Origin of the sequence: Aestuariivirga sp. (genome assembly GCF_046294715.1) — a bacterium.
In the GTDB taxonomy this organism is placed as follows: Bacteria; Pseudomonadota; Alphaproteobacteria; order Rhizobiales; family Aestuariivirgaceae; genus Aestuariivirga.
Window position 1 is genome coordinate 1 of record NZ_JBKBKI010000013.1, and the last position, 22015, is coordinate 22015.

At 66.9% G+C, this 22015-nt stretch carries 19 protein-coding genes; 13 read left to right on the forward strand and 6 right to left on the reverse strand.

The features are described 5' to 3' along the window. The 3 genes from ACK4HL_RS10570 to ACK4HL_RS10580 all read right to left on the reverse strand — a co-directional run. On the reverse strand, positions 1-615 hold a 615-nt coding region (locus ACK4HL_RS10570), incomplete at its 3' end, for a 2Fe-2S iron-sulfur cluster-binding protein (protein WP_409759841.1). Further along, positions 612-977: a sarcosine oxidase subunit delta gene (locus tag ACK4HL_RS10575; protein WP_409759844.1), complete on the reverse strand. Its 366-nt coding sequence runs from the start codon at positions 975-977 to the stop codon at positions 612-614. The genes ACK4HL_RS10570 and ACK4HL_RS10575, both read right to left, overlap by 4 nt. A gap of 10 nt (positions 978-987) precedes the next feature. Then, positions 988-2241 carry a sarcosine oxidase subunit beta family protein gene (locus tag ACK4HL_RS10580; protein ID WP_409759847.1) on the reverse strand — a complete coding sequence of 418 codons (1254 nt, stop codon included), beginning with the start codon at positions 2239-2241 and terminating at the stop codon, positions 988-990. A gap of 161 nt (positions 2242-2402) precedes the next feature. On the opposite strand from ACK4HL_RS10580, the gene ccmI reads away from it, so the two are divergent. The 12 genes from ccmI (at position 2403) to ACK4HL_RS10640 (ending at position 15192) form a co-directional block, all read left to right on the forward strand. Beyond that, entirely contained in the window at positions 2403-3500 is a 1098-nt protein-coding gene (gene ccmI, locus ACK4HL_RS10585) for a c-type cytochrome biogenesis protein CcmI (protein WP_409759850.1), read from the forward strand. Beyond that, positions 3497-3943 carry a cytochrome c maturation protein CcmE gene (ccmE, locus tag ACK4HL_RS10590; protein ID WP_409759853.1) on the forward strand — a complete coding sequence of 149 codons (447 nt, stop codon included), beginning with the start codon at positions 3497-3499 and terminating at the stop codon, positions 3941-3943. The genes ccmI and ccmE overlap by 4 nt, the downstream gene beginning before the upstream one ends. Next, positions 3940-5919 (forward strand): heme lyase CcmF/NrfE family subunit, encoded by a 1980-nt coding sequence (locus tag ACK4HL_RS10595; RefSeq protein ID WP_409759856.1) that lies wholly within the window; start codon positions 3940-3942, stop codon positions 5917-5919. The genes ccmE and ACK4HL_RS10595 overlap by 4 nt, the downstream gene beginning before the upstream one ends. Next, positions 5916-6362, forward strand: coding sequence for a cytochrome c-type biogenesis protein (locus ACK4HL_RS10600; protein WP_409759859.1), 447 nt, complete (start codon positions 5916-5918; stop codon positions 6360-6362). The genes ACK4HL_RS10595 and ACK4HL_RS10600 overlap by 4 nt, the downstream gene beginning before the upstream one ends. Before the next feature lie 113 nt (positions 6363-6475). After that, entirely contained in the window at positions 6476-7987 is a 1512-nt protein-coding gene (locus tag ACK4HL_RS10605) for a Do family serine endopeptidase (protein ID WP_409759862.1), read from the forward strand. A gap of 189 nt (positions 7988-8176) precedes the next feature. Beyond that, entirely contained in the window at positions 8177-8851 is a 675-nt protein-coding gene (locus tag ACK4HL_RS10610; RefSeq protein ID WP_409759865.1) for a winged helix-turn-helix domain-containing protein, read from the forward strand. Next, positions 8848-10230, forward strand: coding sequence for an ATP-binding protein (locus ACK4HL_RS10615; RefSeq protein WP_409759868.1), 1383 nt, complete (start codon positions 8848-8850; stop codon positions 10228-10230). Before ACK4HL_RS10610 ends, ACK4HL_RS10615 begins: the two co-directional genes overlap by 4 nt. 42 nt (positions 10231-10272) lie before the next feature. Continuing rightward, on the forward strand, positions 10273-13152 hold the full coding sequence (locus tag ACK4HL_RS10620) for a bifunctional [glutamine synthetase] adenylyltransferase/[glutamine synthetase]-adenylyl-L-tyrosine phosphorylase (RefSeq protein ID WP_409759871.1): 2880 nt from the start codon (positions 10273-10275) through the stop codon (positions 13150-13152). A gap of 71 nt (positions 13153-13223) precedes the next feature. Next, positions 13224-13673 carry an EF-hand domain-containing protein gene (locus tag ACK4HL_RS10625; protein ID WP_409759874.1) on the forward strand — a complete coding sequence of 150 codons (450 nt, stop codon included), beginning with the start codon at positions 13224-13226 and terminating at the stop codon, positions 13671-13673. A gap of 21 nt (positions 13674-13694) precedes the next feature. Continuing rightward, positions 13695-14288 (forward strand): sigma-70 family RNA polymerase sigma factor, encoded by a 594-nt coding sequence (locus ACK4HL_RS10630; RefSeq protein ID WP_409759877.1) that lies wholly within the window; start codon positions 13695-13697, stop codon positions 14286-14288. Positions 14289-14296: 8 nt separating this feature from the next. Further along, complete coding sequence (locus ACK4HL_RS10635) at positions 14297-14680, forward strand: hypothetical protein (RefSeq protein WP_409759880.1); 384 nt, start codon at positions 14297-14299, stop codon at positions 14678-14680. Continuing rightward, positions 14677-15192 carry a periplasmic heavy metal sensor gene (locus ACK4HL_RS10640; RefSeq protein ID WP_409759882.1) on the forward strand — a complete coding sequence of 172 codons (516 nt, stop codon included), beginning with the start codon at positions 14677-14679 and terminating at the stop codon, positions 15190-15192. Before ACK4HL_RS10635 ends, ACK4HL_RS10640 begins: the two co-directional genes overlap by 4 nt. Here ACK4HL_RS10640 and ACK4HL_RS10645 read toward each other — a convergent pair whose 3' ends face one another. Both ACK4HL_RS10645 and pepN read right to left on the reverse strand, forming a co-directional pair. After that, positions 15193-17484: a PAS domain-containing sensor histidine kinase gene (locus ACK4HL_RS10645; RefSeq protein ID WP_409759885.1), complete on the reverse strand. Its 2292-nt coding sequence runs from the start codon at positions 17482-17484 to the stop codon at positions 15193-15195. 126 nt (positions 17485-17610) lie between these two features. Further along, a complete protein-coding gene (pepN, locus tag ACK4HL_RS10650; RefSeq protein ID WP_409759888.1) occupies positions 17611-20253 on the reverse strand; it encodes an aminopeptidase N in 2643 nt (880 codons plus the stop codon). A gap of 44 nt (positions 20254-20297) precedes the next feature. Here pepN and greA point away from each other — a divergent pair, with 44 nt between their 5' ends. Then, positions 20298-20777, forward strand: coding sequence for a transcription elongation factor GreA (greA, locus tag ACK4HL_RS10655; protein WP_409759891.1), 480 nt, complete (start codon positions 20298-20300; stop codon positions 20775-20777). On the opposite strand, the gene ACK4HL_RS10660 is transcribed toward greA, so the two are convergent. Further along, a complete protein-coding gene (locus ACK4HL_RS10660) occupies positions 20751-22001 on the reverse strand; it encodes an NAD(P)/FAD-dependent oxidoreductase (protein ID WP_409759893.1) in 1251 nt (416 codons plus the stop codon). The two genes, greA and ACK4HL_RS10660, sit on opposite strands and share 27 nt — an antisense overlap. Positions 22002-22015 lie beyond the last annotated feature (14 nt).

Below are 22015 nucleotides of genomic sequence, written 5' to 3' on the forward strand. Positions count from 1 at the left end.
GAAGCGCGGGTTCTCGTCGGTGGGGATGACCTTCGCACCCGGGGCTGCGGCGGCCTCGGCCGCCGCGAGACCGGCGACGCCGGCGCCGATCACCAGCACGTCGCAATGGACGTGGATCTGCTCGTAGGTGTCGGGGTCGCGGCCTTCAGGCGCTTTCCCCAGGCCCGCGGCGCGGCGGATGAAGGGCTCGTAGACGTGCTTCCAGAAGGAGGCCGGCCACATGAAGGTCTTGTAGTAGAAGCCGCCGGGGAAGAAGCGCGAGAAGGAGTTGTTCACCGCGCCGACGTCGAAGGTGAGCGACGGCCAGCGGTTCTGCGAGACGGCGGAAAGCCCGTTGTAGAGCTCGACCTGCGTGGCGCGGAGATTGGGCTCGTGGCGGGCCCCTTCGCCCACGCCGACGAGGGCGTTCATCTCTTCCGCGCCGAGGCCGATCACGCCGCGCGGGCGGTGATACTTGAAGCTGCGGCCGAAGACGCGCTGGCCCGAGGCCATGACGGCGGAGGCGAGCGTATCGCCCGCGAAGCCATGAAGCGTCTTGCCGTCGAAGGAGAAGCTGATCTTCCTGGCGCGGTCGACGAGGCGGCCGCCGGAGGAGAGGCGATATGGCTTGCTCATGCCCCGGACTCCCCCGCGCTCTCCGCGCCGAGGCGGGCCGCGAAGTATTCAGCCCACGGACCTTTCGCCTCGGCGATCAGCTCGGCCGGCGGCAGCTCGGTGATGCCGTAGAAGGCCTTGAACTCCAGCGTGACGGTGTCGCGCGCCGCGTGGAACCACTTGCCGCAGCCGCGGTCGCAGCGCCAGCGCTCGAAATGGAGCCCCTTCGGATTGTGGCGGATGAAGAGATAGTCGCGCTGCTCCTCGTCGCTCACGTGGGCCGGATCGTGGGTGGCAGGGCGGCGCACATGGGCCTGGCCGCCGGCGTGGAAATCCGTCTCGTCGCCTTCGGCGCCGCAGACGGGGCATTTGACCACAAGCATCTCTTCTCTCCTAGTGCGCGACCGCCGCCGCGACGGATTCGTCGATGAGGCGGCCTTCCTGGAAGCGGTTGAGGCCGAAGGGCTCGGCGATGGGGTGCGGCCGGTCGTTGGCGATGGTGTCGGCGAAGACCCAGCCCGAACCCGGAATGGCCTTGAAGCCGCCGGTGCCCCAGCCGCAATTGACATAGAGCCCCTCGACCGGCGTCTTCGAGATGATCGGCGAGCGGTCGCCCGTCATGTCCACGATGCCGCCCCACATGCGCAGCATGCGGAGCCTGGAGATGATCGGGAAGGTCTCGACCAGCGCCGTCACCGTGTGCTCGAGGGCGGGGAAGGAGCCGCGCTGCGAATAGTTGTTGTAGGGGTCCGTGCCGCCGCCGATGACGAGCTCGCCCTTGTCCGACTGGCTCATGTAGCCGTGCACCGTGTTCGCCATCACCACGCAGTCGATGACGGGCTTGATCGGCTCCGAGACCAGCGCCTGCAGGCACTGGCTCTCGATCGGCATCCTCACCCCCGCCATGTCCATGATGGTGGAGACGTGGCCGGCGGTGACGACGCCGATCCTCTTCGTGCGGATGGTGCCGCGCGTCGTCTCGAGGCCGGTGACCTTGCCGCCGTCCCTCAGGATGCCGGTGACCTCGCAGTTCTGGATGACATCGACGCCCATCGAATCCGCGCCGCGGGCATAGCCCCAGGCGACCGCGTCGTGGCGGCCCGTGCCGCCGCGCGGCTGGTAATAGGCGCCGAGGATCGGGTAACGGCAGTTCGGATCGTCGTTGATGATCGGGACGATCTCCTTGACCTCGGCCGGCGTCACCATGCGGCAGTCGAGGCCGGCCAGCCGGTTGGCATGCGCGGTGCGCTGGAAGGCGCGGAACTCGTGCTGGGTCTGGCACAGCATCAGGACGCCACGCGGGCTGAACATGACGTTGTAGTTCAGGTCCTGCGCCAGCTCCTCGTAGAGCGAGCGCGCCAGCTCGTAGATGGCGATCGAGGGGTCCTGCAGGTAGTTGGAGCGGATGATGGTGGTGTTGCGGCCGGTGTTGCCGCCGCCGAGCCAGCCCTTCTCGACGACCGCGATGTTGGTCATCTTGTGGTTCTTGGCCAGGTAATAGGCGGTGGCTAGGCCATGGCCGCCGGCCCCGACGATGACCGCGTCGTATTCAGCCTTCGGATTGGGCGAGCGCCAGGCCCGTTCCCAGTCCTTGTGGTAATTCATGGCGTTCCGCGCCAGCGAAAAGACCGAATAACGCGCCTTCATGGGGGTGTATTCCTTGTAACTGGCGCGTATCTAACAAATGCGCCATGGGGGAACCAAGGCTTTTCCGACGCCCCAATGCCGCCATGCGACAATGCGACCGGAAGCGGGAGGCCAGGATGAATTGCATTGATGAGGCCCACGGGAATATCTCATAACCCATCATGATCTGGATCGTTTTCGCAGTGATGACGGCGGCCGCCATGGCCGTTCTCCTGCTTCCCCTGCTGAGGAGCGGGGCGGCTCCGGAGTCCGACGACCGCGCCGCCCATGACCGCGCCGTGTTCCGCGACCAGCTGGCCGAGCTCGACCGCGACCTCGCCCGCGGCACGATCGGCCCTGCCGAGGCCGAGGCGGCGCGCAACGAGATTTCCCGCCGGCTGATCGCCGCGGCCGGGACGCCGGCGGCCGGGAAGAAAGGGCGCGGCACGCCCGCCCTGGCGCTGGCCGCGGCCCTGCTCGTTCCCCTCGTGGCGCTTCCGCTCTACCTCAAGGCGGGCAGCCCCGGCCTTCCCGACGTGCCGCTCGCCCGGCGCATGGCGGAAGCCGAGAGCAAGGGCGACTTCGACGCGCTGATCGTCAAGGTGGAGCAGCACCTGGCGCAGGCGCCCGACGACGTCGAGGGCTGGAAGGTGCTGGCCCCCGCCTATGCGCGGAGCCTGCGCTGGCCCGATGCCGCGGAAGCCTACCGCAACATCGTGCGGCTTTCCCCGCAGGATGCCATGGCGCATGCCGACTACGGCGAAGCGCTGGTGATGGCGAACCAGGGCATGGTGCCGGCGGCGGCGCAGGAGCTGTTCACGAAGGCCCTGGAACTCGACCCCCAGCTTCCCAAGGCGCGATTCTACGGCGCACTGGCGCTGAAGCAGGAAGGAAAGCGGGAGGAAGCGAAGGCGGCCTTCGATGCCTTCCTGAAGGACACGCCGGCCGACGCGCCCTGGCGGCAGATGCTGCTGGCCGAAATCCAGGACCTCGAGGGCAGGCCTCCCGCGCTCGACCAGCAAACCATGGCGGACGCCGCCACCATGAATGCCGAAGACCGGCAGGCGATGATCCGCTCCATGGTGGACGGGCTCGAGCAGAAGCTGGCGGCCAATCCCGACGATCTTCCGGGCTGGCTGCGGCTGATCCGCGCCCGCGCCGTGCTGGGCGAAACCGAACAGGCCAGAGCCGCATACGAGAAGGCGCTGGCGCAATACAGCGGCAACGCCGACGCGCTGGCCCAGATCGCCAGCCTAGCAAGGGAAATGAAGATCCAATGACGCGGAAGCAGAAGCGCCTCTCCCTCATCCTGGGCGGCCTCGCGGTGCTGGGCCTCGCGGCGGGGCTCGTGCTCTACGCGCTCTCCGATACCATCACCTTCTTCCACACGCCGAGCGACCTCGCCGAGACGGGCGTGCAGCCCGGCCAGCGCATCCGCCTGGGCGGCATGGTGGAGGACGGCAGCGTGAAGAAGGGGCCGGGAACGCTCACCACCTTCTCCGTCACGGACCAGATCGGCTCGATCACCGTGACATACGAGGGCATCCTGCCGGACCTGTTCCGCGAGGGGCAGGGCGTGGTGACCGAGGGCAGGCTGCAGCAGGACGGCACCTTCAAGGCCGATACGGTACTCGCCAAGCACGATGAGAACTACATGCCGCGCGAGCTGACGGAGAGCCTCAAGGAGAAGGGCGTGAAGCTTGGCAAGGGGGCCGAACAATGATCGCCGAGCTCGGTCATTTCGCGCTCATCCTCGCGGTGGGCGTGGCGCTCTACCAATCGCTGGTGCCGCTCTATGCGGCGCATCACGGCCAGGCGGCGCTGATGCGCTCCGGCCTCTCGGCCGCGGTGCTGCAGCTGCTTCTGGTGTTCACCGCCTTCCTGGCGCTGACCCATGCCTACGTGGTGTCCGATTTCTCGGTGCAGAACGTGTTCGAGAACTCGCATTCGGCGAAGCCTCTCATCTACAAGATCAGCGGCGTGTGGGGGAACCACGAGGGCTCCATGCTGCTGTGGGTGCTGATCCTGGCGCTCTACGGCAGCGCCGTGGCGCTGTTCGGGCAGAACCTGCCGCTCCAGCTCCGCGCGCGCGTCGTCGCGGTGCAGGGTGCGGTGGGCCTCGCCTTTCTGCTCTTCATCGTGCTCACCTCGAACCCGTTCCTGCGCATCGATCCGCCGCCGATCGAGGGCAACGGCTTGAACCCCATCCTGCAGGACCCCGCACTCGCCTTCCACCCGCCCTTCCTCTACGCGGGCTATGTCGGGCTCTCGATCGCCTTCGCCTTCGCGGTGGCGGCGCTGATCGAGGGCCGGGTCGACGCCGCCTGGGCGCGCTGGGTGAGACCGTGGACGCTGGTCGCCTGGATGTCGCTCACGCTCGGCATCGCCATGGGCTCCTGGTGGGCCTATTACGAGCTGGGCTGGGGCGGCTGGTGGTTCTGGGACCCGGTCGAGAACGCCAGCCTCATGCCCTGGCTCGTCGCCACCGCGCTGATCCATTCGGCGATCGTGGTGGAGAAGCGGAACGCGCTCAAGATCTGGACGGTGCTGCTCTCGATCCTGGCCTTCTCGCTCTCGCTGATGGGCACCTTCCTGGTGCGCTCCGGCGTGCTCACCTCGGTGCACGCCTTCGCGGTGGACCCGGAACGCGGCACCTTCATCCTGATGATCCTCTGCCTGTTCATCGGCGGCGCGCTGGCGCTCTTCGCCTGGCGCGCACCCTCGCTGAAGGCGGGCGGGCTCTTCGCGCCGGTGAGCCGCGAGGGAAGTCTCGTGCTCAACAATCTCCTGCTGTGCGTCGCCTGCCTCGCCGTCTTCGTGGGCACACTCTATCCGCTGGCGCTGGAAACGCTGAACGGCGACAAGATCTCCGTGGGCCCGCCCTATTTCAACCTGACATTCGGGCCCATCATCCTGCCGCTGCTGCTCATGGTGCCGGTCGGCCCCTTCCTTGCCTGGAAGCGCGGCGACATCGGGCTCGCGCTCCGCCGGCTGTGGGTGGCGCTCGCGGCAGCCGTGGCGGTGGGCTTCATCGTCTTCGCACTGAACGTGCGAGGGCCGTGGCTCGCCCCGGTCGGCATGGCGGTGGCGGCCTGGCTGGTGCTCGGCGCGCTCACCGATCTCGCGAGCCGCGTCTCGCTCTTCAAGGTGCCGCTCGCCACCAGCTGGCACCGCCTCGCCGGGCTGCCGCGCTCGGCGCTGGGCACGGTGCTGGCCCATGCGGGCCTCGGCGTGATGGTGGCGGGCATCATCGCCATCTCGCTGTGGCGGGTCGAGGTGATCGTGGCGCTGAAGCCCGGCGAGTCGGCCGATGTGGGCAGCTACACCGTGACCTTCCTCGGCGAGGGGCCGCTCACCGGGCCCAACTACACGGGCCGCGCCGGGCGCTTCCTGTTGAGGGAAGGCGGCCGCGAGATCACGACGCTCGTGTCCGAGAAACGGGAGTTCAAGCCGTCGGGCATGCCGACCACGGAGGTGGGGCTGCTGCAGAAGGCCTTCGGCGATGTCTATGTCGTGATGGGCGATCTCGCCGGCGACGGTGCCCGCGCCATCCGCATGTACTACAATCCTTTCGTGAACTTCATCTGGGCAGGCGCCGCCATCATGTTCGCGGGAGGCCTCATGTCGCTCTCCGACCGGCGCTACAGGGTGGGCGCGCCGAAACGGGCGGCGGCGGCCCAGGCGGTGGCGGCGGAATGAGAAGGCTTCTTGCCACGCTGGCCGTGCTGGCCACGCTTTCGCCCGCCCTGGCGCTCTCTCCCGACGAGCTGCTGAAGGACCCCGCGCTCGAGAGCCGCGCCCGGGCGATCTCGGCGGAGCTCCGCTGCCTCGTCTGCCAGAACCAGTCGATCGACGATTCGGACGCGCCGCTGGCGAAGGACCTCCGCACGCTGGTGCGCGAGCAGCTGGTGCAGGGCAGGAGCGACGAGGAGATCATGGCCTTCGTGGTGGCGCGCTACGGGGAATACGTTCTCCTCAAGCCGCGCCTCACCGGCGAAACCTTGCTGCTCTGGGGAACGCCCTTCGCCGTGCTTCTCATCGCCGGTGTTGCGATGATGCTGCGCCGGCGGCGGGTGGAAACCGCGCCCGAGGCGCCGCTCTCCGAGGAGGAGCGGAAGGCTTTCGACCGGGCCATGGAATAGCCCCGACTTTGACGCAAGACTTACCGAAGTTTCACCTGGCGGACATGTGGCTGTAAGGCAGGGCTGCCTATCTTCCGCTCCATCGGAACATCCAACTGATGGAGACACAGAGAATGTCATCAACTCCGAACCGTATCGCTCCCAGGGCGCTCGGATTTTTCGCTGCCGGCCTGATGGCCGCGACCGCGATGGTCACTGCCGCCACGGTTCTTCCCTCCACCCCCGCCACCGCTCAGAACAATCTGGAAGCGCAGGCGATCGATCCCACCAAGGGCTTCGGCGACCTCGTCGACCGGGTGATGCCGGCGGTCATCAGCGTCCAGGTGAAGTTCGCCAATGTCGCCGCTTCGGGCGAGGAGGGCGAGCGCGCCATGCCCGGCCTTCCCGAGGGCCCGTGGGGCGAGTTCTTCAAGCAGTTCCCGCAGTTCCGCAACGGCATGCCGGGTGCCCCGGGCCAGGACATGCCGGGCATGCCTGACCAGCGCCCGCGCGGCGGCATGGCGCAGGGCTCCGGCTTCATCATCTCGGCCGATGGCTACGCGGTGACCAACAACCACGTGGTGCAGGGTGCCGAGGAAGTCACGGTGGCGATGAACGACGGCGCAGAATACCAGGCCGACGTGATCGGCACGGACCCCAAGACCGACCTCGCCCTCATCAAGATCAAGTCCGACAAGAAGTTCGACTACGTGACCTTCACGCAGGACGAGCCCCGCGTGGGCGACTGGGTGATGGCGGTGGGCAATCCCTTCGGCCTTGGCGGCTCCGTGACGACGGGCATCATCTCGGCCCGCGGCCGCGACATCGGTGCCGGACCCTATGACGACTTCCTCCAGATCGACGCCGCCATCAACCGCGGCAACTCCGGCGGCCCGGCCTTCAACCTCGAAGGCGAAGTGGTGGGCATCAACACCGCCATCTTCTCGCCCTCGGGCGGCTCGGTCGGCATCGGCTTCGCCATTCCGGCCGCCGTTGCGGAGAACGTGATTGCCAGCCTGAAGGAATCGGGCACCGTGACGCGCGGCTGGCTCGGCGTGCAGATCCAGCCGGTGACGGAGGACATCGCGGAAAGCCTCGGCCTCAAGGAGGCCAAGGGCGCCATCGTCGCCGACGTGACGGAGGACTCGCCCGCTCTCGCCGCGGGCATCCAGCAGGGCGACACGATCCTGAAGCTCGATGGCAAGGACATCGCCGATTCGCGCGATCTCGCCCGCAAGGTGGCGCAGATCAAGCCGGGTCAGCCGGTTCCCGTTACGATCGTGCGCGACGGCAAGACGATGGAGCTCTCGGTGAAGATCGGCACCATGCCGGGCGAGCCGAAGCTTGCGGCGAAGGACGCCGGCAAGGATGCCGAGCAGGGCGTCTCACTCGCCGACTTCGGCCTCAAGGTGGCTCCCGCGCAGGACGGCGCAGGCGTGGTGGTGACCGAGGTTGCCCCCGACAGCGCGGCCGCCGAGCGCGGGCTGAAGCCCGGCGACACCATCCTCGAGGTGGCCGGCACCGAGGTTCATGCCCCGGCGGACATCCGCAACGCGCTCAAGGCCAACGACAAGAAGCGCGTGCTGATGCTGGTGAAGACGGCCGAGGGCCAGCGCTTCATCGCGCTGCCGACGGCCCGGAGCTGACGCAACCGAAAGAGGGCACGCGGGTCGAACGCCCCCCCAACCCCCGCTCGTGGCTCGTGTGCCTCTCGGCGCGGAGGCTGGCTTCCTTCAACGGAACCGGCTTCCGCGCCCCCTTTTCACCGGAGGAGGAACATGCAAGTTAGGGAAGACGATTCTACGGCCTGGACAACCACACCAACCCGCCAACCCATGCGCATTCTTGTGATCGAGGACGACCGCGAAGCGGCGAGCTGGCTGGTGAAGGGCCTTGCCGAGGCGGGCCATGTGGCCGACCACGCCGCCGACGGGGAGGAGGGGCTCAGCATGGCCCTCGAAGCCGTCCACGACGTGCTGATCGTCGACCGCATGCTGCCCAAGATCGACGGCATCACCATCATCCGCAAGCTGCGCGAGAACGGCGTGAAGACGCCGGTGCTGATCCTTTCGGCCCTGGCCGACGTGGACGAGCGGGTGAAGGGGCTGCGCGCCGGCGGTGACGATTATCTCGGCAAGCCCTACGCCTTCGCCGAACTGCTTGCCCGGGTCGAGAACCTGGGCCACCGCGCCACCGAGGCGCCGCTCGCCACCAGGCTCAAGGCGGCCGACCTCGAGATCGACCTCCTGACCCGCACCGTCACCCGGGGCGGCAAGCCCATCCTGCTGCAGCCGCGCGAATTCAAGCTGCTCGAATACCTGGTGCGCAACGCCGGCCACATCGTGACCCGCACCATGCTGCTCGAGAACGTGTGGGACTACCACTTCGACCCGCAGACCAACGTCATCGACGTGCACATCTCGCGGCTCCGCGCCAAGATCGACAAGGGGCACGACGAGCCCATCCTGCAGACGGTGCGCGGCGCGGGCTACATGATCCGCGACACGTGAGCCCGCGGTTCAAGCTGCTCCGAACTTCGACCTTCCGCCTCGCGGCACTCTACCTGATTCTCTTCGTGCTCTCCGTGGGCACGCTCCTGGGTTATGTCTACTGGAACACCGCGGTTCTGCTCGAGCGGCAGACCGACGAGACGATTCGTGCCGAAGTGCAGGCGCTGGCCGACCAGTATCGCCTGAGGGGCCTCGGCGGCATCATCGACACCATCAGGCGCCGCAGCACGGACGAGAGCGGTGCGGTCTACCTGCTGACCGACGTGACGGGCCAGCGCATCGCCGGCAACCTGACGAATCTTCCCGCCATTCCGATGGATGAGGCCAACTGGATCGAGTTCCCGCTCGACGTCGAGAAGGGAAATGCCCGGGAGCGCCACGTCGCGCGCGCCTTCTACACCAATCTCGCAGGCGGCTTCGAACTCGTCGTGGGGCGCGACGTGGAGGCGCTCCGGCAATTCGCCACCATCATCCGCCAGACGATCTTTTACGCGCTGGCGATCGCGCTGGTGCTGGGCCTGGGCGGCGGCGTGCTGATGAGCCGCAACTTCCTGAAGCGTGTGGATGCGATCACCGAGGCGAGCCGCACCATCATGGCGGGCAACATGGCGGGCCGCATGCCGGTGACGGGCTCGAGCGACGAGCTCGACCGGCTGGCGCTGGCGCTGAACGAGATGCTCGACCAGATCGAGGCCCTCATGGGCGCGATGAAGGAGGTTTCCAGCAACGTGGCGCATGACCTCAAGACTCCGCTGACCCGCATCAAGGCCAGGGTCGAAGCGGCGCTGCGCTCGGGTGCGGAACAGGAATACCGCGCCGCGCTCGAAAGCACGGTGGACGAGTCCGATCGGCTGCTCGCGACGTTCAACGCGCTGCTCTCGATCGCCCGCGCCGAGGCCGGCCAGTCGCGGAGCGGCCTTGCTCCCATCGACGCGAGCGCCATCATCGCCGATGTGGTGGACCTCTACGAGCCGATGGTGGAGGAGGAGGGCGGCCGGCTGCTGAGTATCGCGCCCGAAGGGTTGACCGTGATGGGCGACAGGCAGCTCCTCGCCCAGGCGCTCACCAATCTTCTCGACAATGCCCTGAAGTATGGTGCCCGGGCGGGAAAGACGCCCGAGCTCGAGGTTTCGGGCGCGATCGAAGGCGAGAAGGTGGTGATCGCTGTTCGGGACCGGGGGGAAGGCATTCCCGAGGAAGACCGCGCCCGGGTGACAGAGCGCTTCGTGAGGCTCGACTCGAGCCGTTCGAAACCGGGGAACGGGCTTGGCCTGAGCCTCGTCTCCGGCGTCATGAAGCTGCACAAGGGCGTGCTGCTGCTCGAGGACAACGAGCCGGGCCTTGCCGCCAAGCTGGTGCTGCCGCTGCACCGGGCGTGATGACGGTTTCCACTCCCGCGGAACTTGCTCTAGAACCGCCGCATGCCCCTTCCTCCCCCGTGCCCCGCCCTCGACGCCGACGCCGTCGCCCTGTTCCGCCAGGACATGCCCTCGGGCCTCATCCCCGAGGAGGCGCTGGGGCTGGCGGAGGCGATCGCCGGCGCAGCGCCCTTCCTGCGCCATCTGATGATCCGCGATCCGGTCTTCGCGGCCCGCGTCTTCCGGGAGGATGCCGATGAGCTGATGCGCCTGCAGCTCGCCGCCCTCGGAAACATCGACCCCGCCCTGTCGCAGGCGGAGGTCATGACGAGGCTCCGCCAGCTGCGCAAGCGCGCCGCGCTGCTGATCGCGGTGGCCGATCTCTCGGGCCGCTGGAGCCTCGAACAGGTGACGGCGGCGCTCACCGCATTCGCCGACGCAGCGCTCAAGGCTGCTATCTCCTGGCTCCTCCGCGACTACGAGCGGCAGGGCAGGGTGAGGCTCGACCTCAACGCCGATCCGCAGGCAGAGTGCGGCTACGTGGCCCTCGCCATGGGAAAGCAGGGCGCCAACGAACTCAACTATTCGAGCGACATCGATCTCATCGTCCTCTACGACCATGCCTCGCCCATCCTGGCGGAGGGCACGGATGCGCCCACCTTCTTCGTGCGCCTGACGCGCCGCCTCGTGCAGCTGATGCAGGACGTGACGGAAGACGGCTACGTCTTCCGCACCGACCTTCGCCTGCGGCCCGACCCGCGCGCCACCCAGGTGGCGATCTCGATCGAGGCGGCGGCGATCTATTACGAGAACCAGGGCCAGAACTGGGAGCGCGCCGCCATGATCAAGGCACGCCCGGCGGCAGGCGACATTGCCCTCGGCGAGGAGTTCCTCGACCGGCTCAAGCCCTATGTCTGGCGCAAGTACCTCGACTTCGCGGCGATTGCCGACGTGCAGTCGCTGAAGCGGCAGATCCATGCGGTGAAGGGCCACGGCGAAATCCGGGTGAAGGGGCACAATCTGAAGCTCGGGCGCGGCGGCATCCGCGAGATCGAGTTCTTCGTGCAGACCCAGCAGCTGATCGCCGGCGGCCGCAACCCGAAGCTCCGCGGGCGGAGCACGATCGCCATGCTCGATGCGCTGGCCGAGGCGCAGTGGATCACGCCCGAGGCCGCGGCCGAGCTCAAGGCGGCCTATCGCTTCCTGCGTTCCGTCGAGCACCGCATACAGATGGTGAACGACGAGCAGACCCATGCATTGCCGGCCGACGAACGCTCCTTCGCCGCACTCGCCCGGTTCTGCGGATACGACGATCCGGCAGCCTTCGATGCGGAGATGCGCCGCACGCTCGAATGCGTGCAGGGCCATTACGCGCGGCTCTTCGAGCAGGCGGAGGAACTCGGCACGGCGGAAGGCAGCCTCGTCTTCACCGGCGGCGAGGACGACCCTGAAACCATCGAAACCCTCTCGCGCATGGGCTACCGCGCGCCGAGCGAGGTTTCGGCGACGATTCGCGGCTGGCATTTCGGCCGCTATGCGGCAACGCGCAGCGCCAGGGCGCGCGAGTTGCTGACGGAACTGATGCCGAAGCTGCTCTCCGCACTCGCCGCCATGGGCGACGCCGACCGCGCCTTCCTCGCCTTCGACAGCTTCCTCGGCAAGCTTCCGGCCGGTGTCCAGCTGTTCTCGCTGCTCAAGGCCAATCCGCGGCTGCTCGATCTCCTGGCCACCATCCTGGGCAGCGCGCCGCGACTTGCCGAGCAGCTGAGCCGCAGGCCCAAGGTGCTCGACGCCGTGCTCGACCCCGGCTTCTTCGGCGCCATGCCGGGCGAGGCGGAGATGGCGGAGCTCATCGCGGCCGCAATGCCGCAGGGCCTGGCACTCGACGAGGTGGCCGACCGCGCCCGCATCGTGGGCAAGGAACAGCATTTCCGGATCGGCGTGCGCGTGCTCTCGGAAACCGTGAGCGCGGTGGAGGCCGGAACCGCCTTTTCCGATCTCGCGGGACTCATGCTCGGCCGCCTTCACCAGGCGGTGACGGAAGATGCCGAGCGCCGCCACGGCAGCGTTGCTGGCGGCCGGAGCGCGGTGATCGCCATGGGCAAGCTCGGCGGCCGCGAGATGACGGCCGGCTCCGACCTCGACCTCATCATCGTCTATGACGCCGATGAGGGGGCGGAGATGAGCGAGGGTCCGAGGCCCGTCAGCATCAACCAGTACTTCGCGCGGATGACGCAGCGCCTGATCTCGGCTCTTTCCGCCCCGACCGCGGAGGGCGTGCTCTACGACGTCGACATGCGGCTCCGACCGTCGGGCAGCAAGGGGCCGGTGGCGGCGAGCCTTGCGAGCTTCGAGAGCTATCACCGGGATTCGGCCTGGACCTGGGAGAAGCTTGCGCTCACCCGGGCGCGGCCAGTCTGCGGCGATCCCGGCCTGATGAACGAACTCGCCCTCCATATCCGCCGCGCCCTGTGCGAGCCGCGTGAGCCGGAGAAGGTGCTGGCCGACGTGACCGACATGCGGAAACTGATGATCCGCGAGCAGGGCTCGGCCGGCCTCTGGGACATCAAGCGGGCCCGGGGAGGCCTCGTCGAACTCGAGTTCATCGCCCAGACGCTGCAGCTCCTTCATGCCGCGAAATACCCCGGGGTGCTCGACACCAATACGCTCTCGGCGCTCGGCAAGCTCCATGCCGCGGGTCTCGTGGAGGAAGGGGATCATGCGGCGCTCAAGGCGGCGGGCCTTCTTTACCACCGGCTGACGCAGGTGCTCCGGCTTTGTCTCGAAGGGCCCTACGAGCCGGCGAGATCGCTCCCCGCCCTCAACCAGCTGGTGGCGAGCGCCGCCGCCTCGCCCGACATCGCGACCGCGGAAGCCCTGCTGGCGGATACCCAGGCGCAGGTGGCGGGGCTTTTCCAAAAGCTGGTCGGTTCCATCTCCTGAAAGTGGCGCGACGGAATTCCGAACCTCGCGCGTCTTTCTGATCGGGACAACACCGACAGGAGGAACAGCCCATGACCCGCTTTTCACTCGCTCTGGCCCTTTTTGCCGGCATCACTGCCGTGCCCGGCGCGGCGCTCGCCATGGAGCCCTACTTGCCGAAATCGCCGAAGAGCTTCGGAAAACTGGATGCGGACGCCAACGGCAAGGTGACGGCGGCCGAAATCGCCCCGCGTGCCGGAAAGCGCTTCACGCGCATGGACGCCGACCGCAACGGAGAGGTGTCCGCCGGAGAGATCGAAGCCGCGCTCCAGGCTGCGATGGAGCGCCGGCGCAACCGCATGATGTCGGCGCTCGATGCCGACGGGAACGGCCTCATCTCCCGCGCCGAGTTCGATACCTTCGTGGAGAAGATGGTGGCCGCCGCCGATGCAGACCATGACGGTGGCGTGACATTCGACGAAGTGCGCAACTTCCGGGTTGCGAAATCGAGGAAAACCGCTACGGGAGAGACGGCAAACTGACCCGAACCCACGGACCAACGCTTGAACCGCGACGCCCCGGCCTTCCGGCAGATGGCGGATGCCGGCCTGCTGGAGGCCGCAGCCGCGGGCGAGCATGCAGCCTTTGCCGAGATCGTCCATCGCCATTACCAGCCCGTCTATCGCCTGGTGTGGCGCATGACGGGGGGAGCGGCGGACGCCGAGGACCTGGCGCAGGAAGCCTTCCTCAAGCTCTGGAAGAGCCCCGCCCAGGTTCGCGAAGCTGGCGCCTTGCGCGGCTGGCTGATGCGGGTGGCGTCCAACGCCGTGATCGACCGCAGCCGGAGGCCAAGGCCACAAGGGCTGGAAGAGGCATCCGAACCGGCGGACGATCAGGCCCGTCCCGACGCACCCCTCGACCGGTTACAGGCCGCACGCCTCGTCGACGGGAGGATCGCGGCGCTGCCGGAGCGGCAGCGCCTCGCGCTCACGCTTGTCTATTTCGAGGGCCTGTCCAATATCGAGGCTGCCCAGGTGATGGAGGTGAGCGTGGACGCACTTGAGTCGCTTCTGGCACGGGCACGCCGCAGCCTGAAGGAGAGCCTCTCCGCCGAGTGGCGAGAGCTCATCGGCGGGCTGACGGAAACGGGACATTGAGGACTGACATGGAACAGGGCAAGGACATCCGCAGCGCGGACGAGGCACGGGAGGATCGCGAATTCGCCGCGGTGCTCGCGCGCTCTTCTCAGGCGGAGGTTCCGGCGGGCGCCATGTCGCGCCTGATGGAGCGCATCGCGGCCGAGCCGCAGGAAAGCAAGGTTCTGGCCTTTCCGCCGCAACGCCCGCGCCGGCCCATTCTCTTCAGGCTGGCCACGGCGCTGCCGCTTGCCGCTTCCCTGGCACTGGGCGTCTATCTCGGGGCCCGCGGCTCGCTCGATTTCCTGCTCCCCAGCATCGTCACCGGCGGCGTGGCGCTGAACGACGAGTCGCCGGACGATCTGGGCGGCATCGGAGAGGCCGATGCCTATGCCGAGGAAAGCCTCACATGACGGCGGCAGAACCGGCACCCGCCGCGCGCCGGCGCGTGCCCTGGCTCAAGCTGGCGCTGGTCGCGTCGCTCGCCCTCAACATGCTTTTCCTGGGGGCCGCGGCCGCGCGCTTCTTCGTGGGCGGGCCGGAAGGCCGCGTCTCCGGCATCAGCCAGGCGCAGCTGATTCCGCGCAAGTTCTTCTCCGAGCTCGAGATGAACCGCCGCCGCGAACTCCTGCAGGTGGTGAAGGAATTTGGACCGGCCTTTCGTGCCGGGCGCACGGCCGCGCGCGAGGGAGCGCTCGGCCTTGCGGCGGCACTCGAGGCCGAACCCTATGACGAGGCCCGGGTGAAGGCCGCGGTCGGTGCGTTCTCGGCGAAGAGCACGAGCCTGGTCGGCACCGGCGGCGAGGCGGCACTGGCGCTCATCGCCAGGCTCGATGCGGAGGAGCGGAAGCTTCTGGCGAAGCACATCCGCCTGCGTGAGGAGAAGGGCCGCGGCGAAGGCAGGCGCAAACGCGAGGGCGGCTGATCAGGCGTCCTGCCTCAGGGGGAAGGTGACCGTCACCTCCGTGCCCTGGCCCACGACGCTCCGGATCGAGAGCGTGCCGCCGTGCAGTTCCACGAACGACTTGGAGATGGCGAGGCCCAGACCGGAGCCGCCCTTGCTCTTCGTGAACTGGTTTTCCACCTGCTCGAAGGGACGCCCCAGCTTTTCGATGTCGCGCGCCGGTATGCCGATCCCCGTATCGCGGATCGCCATGGCGAGAAATCCGTCGCGGAGTTCTGCGGCGATCACCACGTTGCCACCCTCCGGCGTGAACTTGATGGCGTTGGAGAGCAGGTTGATCAGCACCTGCTTGAAGCCGCGCCTGTCGGCGAAGAGAGAAAGACCGGGCGGCACCTGGCGTTCGATCGCCACCTTGCCCTCGTAGGCGCGGGGCCCCACCAGCCGCAGCACTTCCTCGAGGGCGGCATCGACGATCAGCGTCTCGCATTCGAGCTGCATGCGGCCCGCCTCGATCTTCGACATGTCCAGAATGTCGTTGATGACGTCGAGCAGGAACTGGCCGCTCTTGTGAATGTCGCGCGAATACTCCACGTATTTGCCCGAACCGATCGGTCCGAACATCTGCGCCTGCATGATCTCGCTGAAGCCGATGACGGCGTTGAGCGGCGTTCTGAGCTCATGGCTCATGTTGGCGAGGAATTCCGACTTCGAGCGGTTGGCTGCCTCGGCCCGCGTCTTCTCGCGGGCGTACTTGTCGGCGAGGTCGGCCAGGCGCTGGGCCTGCTGGTCGGCGAGCAGGCGTTCCTTCTGGAGGTCGCGCACCGTCATCATCAGCTCGCGCTCGGAGAGCCTGAGCCGCTCCTGCTGCAGCTTCAGCGCGGTGATGTCGGTGCCGACCGAGACGAAGCCACCGTCCTTGGTGCGGCGCTCGTTGATCTGCAGCCAGCGCCGGTCGGCGAGCTGCACCTCGAAGGAGCGGCCTTCGCCCGTCTCGCCCTTGAGGCCCACGCGCTTGCGGATGGCAGGCTCCTTTGCGCTGCGCACCACGTCCTCATAGGCCGTGCCGGGCACGCAGACGGATGCGGGAAGCGAATGGAACTGCTGGTACTTGGAATTGCACAGAACGAGCCGGTTGTCGGCATCCCACAGCACGAAGGCTTCCGAGATGTTCTCCACCGCATCCTTCAGCCTGAGTTCCGCCTCCTTGTTGAGCCGGTCGGCCAGCTTCTGCTGGCTGATGTCGAAGACGATGCCCATCAGGTGCGGCTGGTCCTCCGCCTCGCCGGGGGCGAGTGCCACGCGCGCGCGGAGCCACACGTAATGGCCGTCGTCGTGGCGCATGCGGAATTCCTGGTCGAAGGATGTGATTTCGCCGTTGAGCAGCCGCTCCACGGCGTCCTCGAGTTCGGTATCGCTCTCGTGAATGCGGCTCACCACCTCGGCGAAACTCAGGAAGTCGCCCTTCACCGGCATGCCGAGGATGTCGAACATCGAGCGTGACCAGAAAATGATGCCCTTGCTCACGTCCCAGTCCCACATGCCGCACTGGCCGCGGTCCAGCGCCTTGTCGAGCCGGGCGGTGGCGACGCCGAGAATCGAGTCCGCCTCCGCCGCCTTTGCGGCCTGCCAGTGGAAGGCGCCGCCCAGCAGCATGAGCACGAAGAAGGTGACGATGAACAGCGTCGTCACCTGCGTGACGCTGGAGCGCCAGGCCGAGAGCACGTCCTGCTGGCGCTGGAACACCACGAGGCTTCCGGGGAATTCGCCGAGATCGAAGATCGAGACGAAGGCGTCTTCGCCGGATGCGAGATCGAGTGGCGACATCTCGCCGCTGTTGATCGTGGCATCCGTCACGAAATCGGGCGAGAGCACGCTGGTGATGAGCTGGCCATCGAGATCTTCCGTCAGGGGCGCGCTGGCGCTGATGCGGCCGAGGCTTTCTGCCACGGCGAACACGCGCTGTTCGCTCAGCGCATCATGCGGCAGGAGCGAGAGGAGATAGTCGGTGTTGACGAGGGGCGGCGTGCGCCCGGCCCTCCTGGCCTTTGAGAAATCCGCCTTGATCCGTTCCGAGACGAGCTGTCCGTGGAGGGCGGAAAGGCGGTTCTGCTCGGCCACGTGAGTGACGCGGCTCTCGATCAGCTGCAGCAGGAGCGAGCTGCCGAGCACCACCAGGAACAGCACGATGAGCGAGGTGATGAGAAGGCGAAGATGGCGCTCCGCGATGGAGATGCGGAAGCGGTCGGGCCACGGCGTCGGGAGGCTGAGCACCCGCTCCTTGTAGAAGAGTTCGCCGATATGCGTTTTGCCCAAGCTTTTCCCCTCGGCCCCGCCTTCGCCCCCCGGCGGAGACCTTTGAAAACACTGACGCCACCACACATCGAATCACTGGCCTATTGATTCGAAACGGGGGTGATTTGTCCAGATGTGTCTAAAGGGTTACACCCGCGCGATTTTCGATACGATTTCGAAGACATCGCGCGACAGCGAAGGTTCCGCCAAGATCCGGTTGAGCTCCGCCTCCGCGGCCGATTTTCGAATCGAATTCAACACCTTGCAGCTGCGGAAGCCGGTGGCGATGCGGGCCGCGACCTGGGGGTTAACGGCATCGAGCCGGAGGATCGCATCCGCCACCACGCGGTAGCCGGAGCCATCCGCCGCGTTGAAGCCCGGCACATTCCCTGCCGTGAAGCCGGCGAACAGGGCATAGACCTTGTTCGGGGTGGACCAGCGGAAATCCGGGTGACGGGTCAACCGCTCGATCCTTAGGGGGGCCTCGGGTCCGATGCACTGGGCATTGAGCAGCAACCACTTGTCGATGAGCAGGTGCTCTCCCGAGTGCCGATCATGAAAGCTGTCGAGCGCATCTTCCCGCTCCGGCCGCTCGATCTGGACGAGCGCGGAGAGGGCACCGATTTCGGCGCTCATGCTGTGTGGAGCCGTGAGCTCCGCCATGGCCCAGGCAGTTCCCTGATCGGGATCCGCCAGCATCATCAGCGACAGGGAAGCATGACGAAGCGCACGCCTGGCCGTCGAGGCGGGGTCCGGCCGATAGGGTCCGGGCTCGCTCGTACGCTGCCAGATGCCGGAGAGAGTGTCCGCCAGCAGTTTCCCGAGCCGGGCCCTCACGCCGTCGCGGGCGGCGTGAACGGCATCCGTGTCGACATTGGAGCCGATCGCCGCCGCGATCTCGCTCTCGCTGGGGAGGCCCAGCATCAGCGCCTTGAAGGCGTCATCGGCCGCCGGGTCCTCGAGGATCTGCCGGAGCGCACGCGCATAGGCGGCAAGCGAGTCCTCGGGAAGCGGGCCGCGGCAGGCTGCGATCATCAGCGCCCGGCCCAGGCCTTGACCCGCCTCCCAGCGGTTGAAGCTGTCATTGTCATGGCCCATCAGGAAAAGCTGGTCGGCCGCCGCGAGATTCGACTCGAGCCTGATCGGCGCAGTGAATCCGCGATTGAGCGACAGGGCGGGGCGCTGCCGCACGTTGTTGAAACGGAAGCTCTGCCTGCGTCCGGTGAGTTCGATCACCGGGGCGTTGAGGCGGCCCAGGCCTTCAAGATCGAGCGGGATGTCCTCGCCGTCCTGCGCGACGAGGCCGATGCCCAGCGGAATGTGGAGCGGCTGTTTCTCCTCTTCGCCGGGCGTGGGCGGCGTCCGCTGTTCCAGGGTCAGTGTGTACTGCTTTCTGCTCGCGTCATAGACACCCTCGGCCACCACCTGGGGTGTCCCGGCTTGCGTGTACCAGCGGAAGAACTGCGAGAGATCACGCCCCGAGGCATCGGCCATGCAGGAAACAAGATCTTCCACCGTTGCCGCCTCGCCGTCGTGGCGCTCGAAGTAGAGGTCCATCGCGCTGCGGAAGGCATCCGGGCCGATCAGCGTCTGCATCATGCGGCAGATCTCGGCGCCCTTCTCATAGACAGTCGGTGTGTAGAAATTGTTGATTTCGATATAGGCGGAAGGCCTGGGCGGATGCGCAAGCGGCCCGCCATCTTCAGGGAACTGACGGGCGCGGAGCGTCTTCACGTCGGTGATCCGCTTCACGGCGCGCGAGCGCATGTCGGAGGTGAATTCCTGGTCGCGGAAGACGGTGAGGCCCTCCTTGAGGCAAAGCTGAAACCAGTCGCGGCAGGTGATGCGGTTGCCCGTCCAGTTGTGGAAGTACTCATGCGCGATGATCGCTTCAATGTTCACGTAATCCTGGTCGGTCGCTGTCCCGGGCAGCGCGAGGATGTACTTGTCGTTGAAGACGTTGAGCCCCTTGTTCTCCATGGCGCCCATGTTGAAATCCGGCACGGCCACGATGTTGAAGACGTCGAGATCGTACTCGCGGCCAAAGCGCTCCTCGTCCCAGCGCATCGACGCCTTCACCGCCTCCATCGCCCACTGGCAGCGATCTTCCTTGCCTTTCTGCACGTAGATGCCGAGCGAAACCGGGCGGCCCGAGCATGTGGTGATGCCGTCATGAACCGAGCCGAGATCGCCAGCCACCAGCGCGAAAAGATACGAAGGCTTGGGAAAGGGATCTTCCCACACGGCGAAGTGACGGCACGTGCCCCCGATCGCGCTCTGCTGGCGCGGATTTCCGTTGGACAGCAGAACGGGATACAGCGCCTGGTCCGCTTCGATCCTTACCGTGTATCGCGCCATCACGTCCGGCCGGTCGTAGAAATAGGTGATGCGCCGGAACCCTTCGGCTTCGCACTGGGTGCAGAAGATGCCGCCCGAAACGTAGAGCCCGGAGAGTTCGGTGTTGGCAGAGGGATTGCAGTGCGTTTCGATCTCGAGCGTGAAGGGGTGCTGCGGCACGTGCCCGATGGTCAGCGACTGTGCCTCGACGCGGTACTGACCCTCCGCGAGCGGTTCGCCGTCGATCTTCACGGAAACGAGCGACAGCTTCTCTCCGTCGAGGATCAGAGGAGCATTCGCTTCGCTGCTGGCCGGGTTGGGACGCAGTGCGAGCCGCGAGAAGACTTGCGTTGTCTCCGGATCGAGCCGAAAGTCGAGTTCGACCGTGTCGATGAGGTAGGGTGTTGGCCGGTAGTCTTCGAGCCGGATCGGCTGGGGGATGTCGGTCTTCATGAGCGATCGGTCCTGACTGCGAAAGAATTGTGGGCATAGAGCCGATGAGCCGGGCCTTTGTCAAAGAACAAGATGACCAGCCGGAGGAGCTTCCCGAGCGTCCGGTGAGTTCCAATCCTAACGTGGTGACGCCACGAGGGCTGAAACTCATCGACCAGGAGATCGATTCGAGCCGCAGGCTGCTGGCCCAGGGGCAGGGCGAGGCGGACAAGTCTGCCATTGCCCGTGCCTCGCGCGACCTCCGCTACTGGATGCAGCGGCGCGGGAGCGCTCAGATCGTCGAGCCGCCGCATTCGCCAGAGGCCGTCGCCTTTGCGACGCGCGTGACCATCCTGCGCGACGACGGGCGGAGGCAGACCTTCGCCATCGTGGGAGAGGACGAGGCCGATCCCTCAAAAGGCTTCATCGCCTACACATCGCCGCTCGCCCGCGCTCTCATGGGCAAGGCGCCAGGCGACGTGGCGGAGATACCGGGCGGCGAGGCCGAGATCGTGGCGCTAGAACCGGTCGGCCCGGAAGGGTGAGAGGTCGATGTTGCTCTTCCGTCCGGTCATGATCTCGGAGATGAGTCGGCCGGTCGTGGGGCCCCACGTCAGGCCCATGTGGCCGTGGCCGAAGCCGTACCAGACATTGGCTGTGGTCTTCGATGGACCGATGACGGGAAGCGAGTCGGGCGTTCCGGGCCTGCGTCCCATCCAGCGCGTGGTCTTGGAATCCGGCTCGCGCAGGCCGGGCAGCACGGCCTTGAAATTTCTCCACAGCGCATCGGCGCGCTTGTAATTGGGTGCGGCCTCGAGCCCGGCGAACTCGTCGCTTCCCGCCAGCCGAAGGCCCATCTCCATCGGCGTGGCGGCGCCCGGCGTCCGCGCATGGGTGAGGCTGCGTGACAGGCTCACCCCGGGGTTGGGCAGTACCATGTGATAGCCGCGCTCGGCCTCGAGAAGGATATTCTCGTCAAGCTGCCGCGCCAGGAGGTGTGAATAGGCTCCAGCGCAGATGACCAGCTTGTCCACCTTTCGGGGCCCTTTTTCCTTCAGCACGATTTCGCTCACGCGATTGCCCAGCCGGGTGAGCGAGACGACGTCGTCCGCGATGATCGTGCCGCCGTTCTTCACCACATCCGCGGCGATCGACTTCACCACGCGCTCCGGATTGCTCACGAAATACCAGCCGCCGTGAAACACGCCGCAGTGCACCGAAGGGCCGATTGCCGGCTCGAGTTCGCGCGCTTCGCCGCCGGAAAGGCGCTTCGTCACGTAGCCATGCGCCCTCTTTGCCTCTCGCTCCGGCGCTTCAGCGAGATACTGCGCCTCATTGTCATAGAGCCGCAGCGTGTCCTGGTAGTTGATGAGGTCTGCCGCGCCCGCCGCCTTGAGCAGCGTCTCGAAATCGCTGACCACGCGCAGGGCGAGCGCAGCGCGCGCCTCCGTGATTGCCTTCACGCGGTCAGGCATCGCGTTGCGCCCGAGCGCCATCAGCCATGGCATGGCCTTGGGCAGATAGGACCAGCGCAGGGTGAGGGGTCCGAGCGGGTCCATCAGCCACCGGGGAATCTTGAGCAGCATGCGGGAGTGAACGGTCGGCACGATCTCGGCGAAGGCGATGCCGCCTGCATTGCCGAAGGAGCAGCCTTCACCTGGGGGCAGCCGGTCGATGACCGTGACCTTGCAGCCTTCGCGCTGCAGGAAGGCGGCGGTGGACATGCCGACGATGCCGGCGCCAATGATGGTTGCGGAGAACTCGGTCACGATGCGGGTCCGTT

Excerpts from the sequence above, each read along its gene's own strand:
- ACK4HL_RS10575 (WP_409759844.1), bottom strand. The coding sequence starts at position 977 with ATGCTTGTGGTCAAATGCCCCGTCTGCGGCGCCGAAGGCGACGAGACG.
- ACK4HL_RS10580 (WP_409759847.1), bottom strand. The coding sequence starts at position 2,241 with ATGAAGGCGCGTTATTCGGTCTTTTCGCTGGCGCGGAACGCCATGAAT.
- ccmI (WP_409759850.1), top strand. The coding sequence starts at position 2,403 with ATGATCTGGATCGTTTTCGCAGTGATGACGGCGGCCGCCATGGCCGTT.
- ccmE (WP_409759853.1), top strand. The coding sequence starts at position 3,497 with ATGACGCGGAAGCAGAAGCGCCTCTCCCTCATCCTGGGCGGCCTCGCG.
- ACK4HL_RS10595 (WP_409759856.1), top strand. The coding sequence starts at position 3,940 with ATGATCGCCGAGCTCGGTCATTTCGCGCTCATCCTCGCGGTGGGCGTG.
- ACK4HL_RS10600 (WP_409759859.1), top strand. The coding sequence starts at position 5,916 with ATGAGAAGGCTTCTTGCCACGCTGGCCGTGCTGGCCACGCTTTCGCCC.
- ACK4HL_RS10605 (WP_409759862.1), top strand. The coding sequence starts at position 6,476 with ATGTCATCAACTCCGAACCGTATCGCTCCCAGGGCGCTCGGATTTTTC.
- ACK4HL_RS10610 (WP_409759865.1), top strand. The coding sequence starts at position 8,177 with ATGCGCATTCTTGTGATCGAGGACGACCGCGAAGCGGCGAGCTGGCTG.
- ACK4HL_RS10620 (WP_409759871.1), top strand. The coding sequence starts at position 10,273 with ATGCCCCTTCCTCCCCCGTGCCCCGCCCTCGACGCCGACGCCGTCGCC.
- ACK4HL_RS10625 (WP_409759874.1), top strand. The coding sequence starts at position 13,224 with ATGACCCGCTTTTCACTCGCTCTGGCCCTTTTTGCCGGCATCACTGCC.
- ACK4HL_RS10635 (WP_409759880.1), top strand. The coding sequence starts at position 14,297 with ATGGAACAGGGCAAGGACATCCGCAGCGCGGACGAGGCACGGGAGGAT.
- ACK4HL_RS10640 (WP_409759882.1), top strand. The coding sequence starts at position 14,677 with ATGACGGCGGCAGAACCGGCACCCGCCGCGCGCCGGCGCGTGCCCTGG.
- pepN (WP_409759888.1), bottom strand. The coding sequence starts at position 20,253 with ATGAAGACCGACATCCCCCAGCCGATCCGGCTCGAAGACTACCGGCCA.
- greA (WP_409759891.1), top strand. The coding sequence starts at position 20,298 with ATGAGCCGGGCCTTTGTCAAAGAACAAGATGACCAGCCGGAGGAGCTT.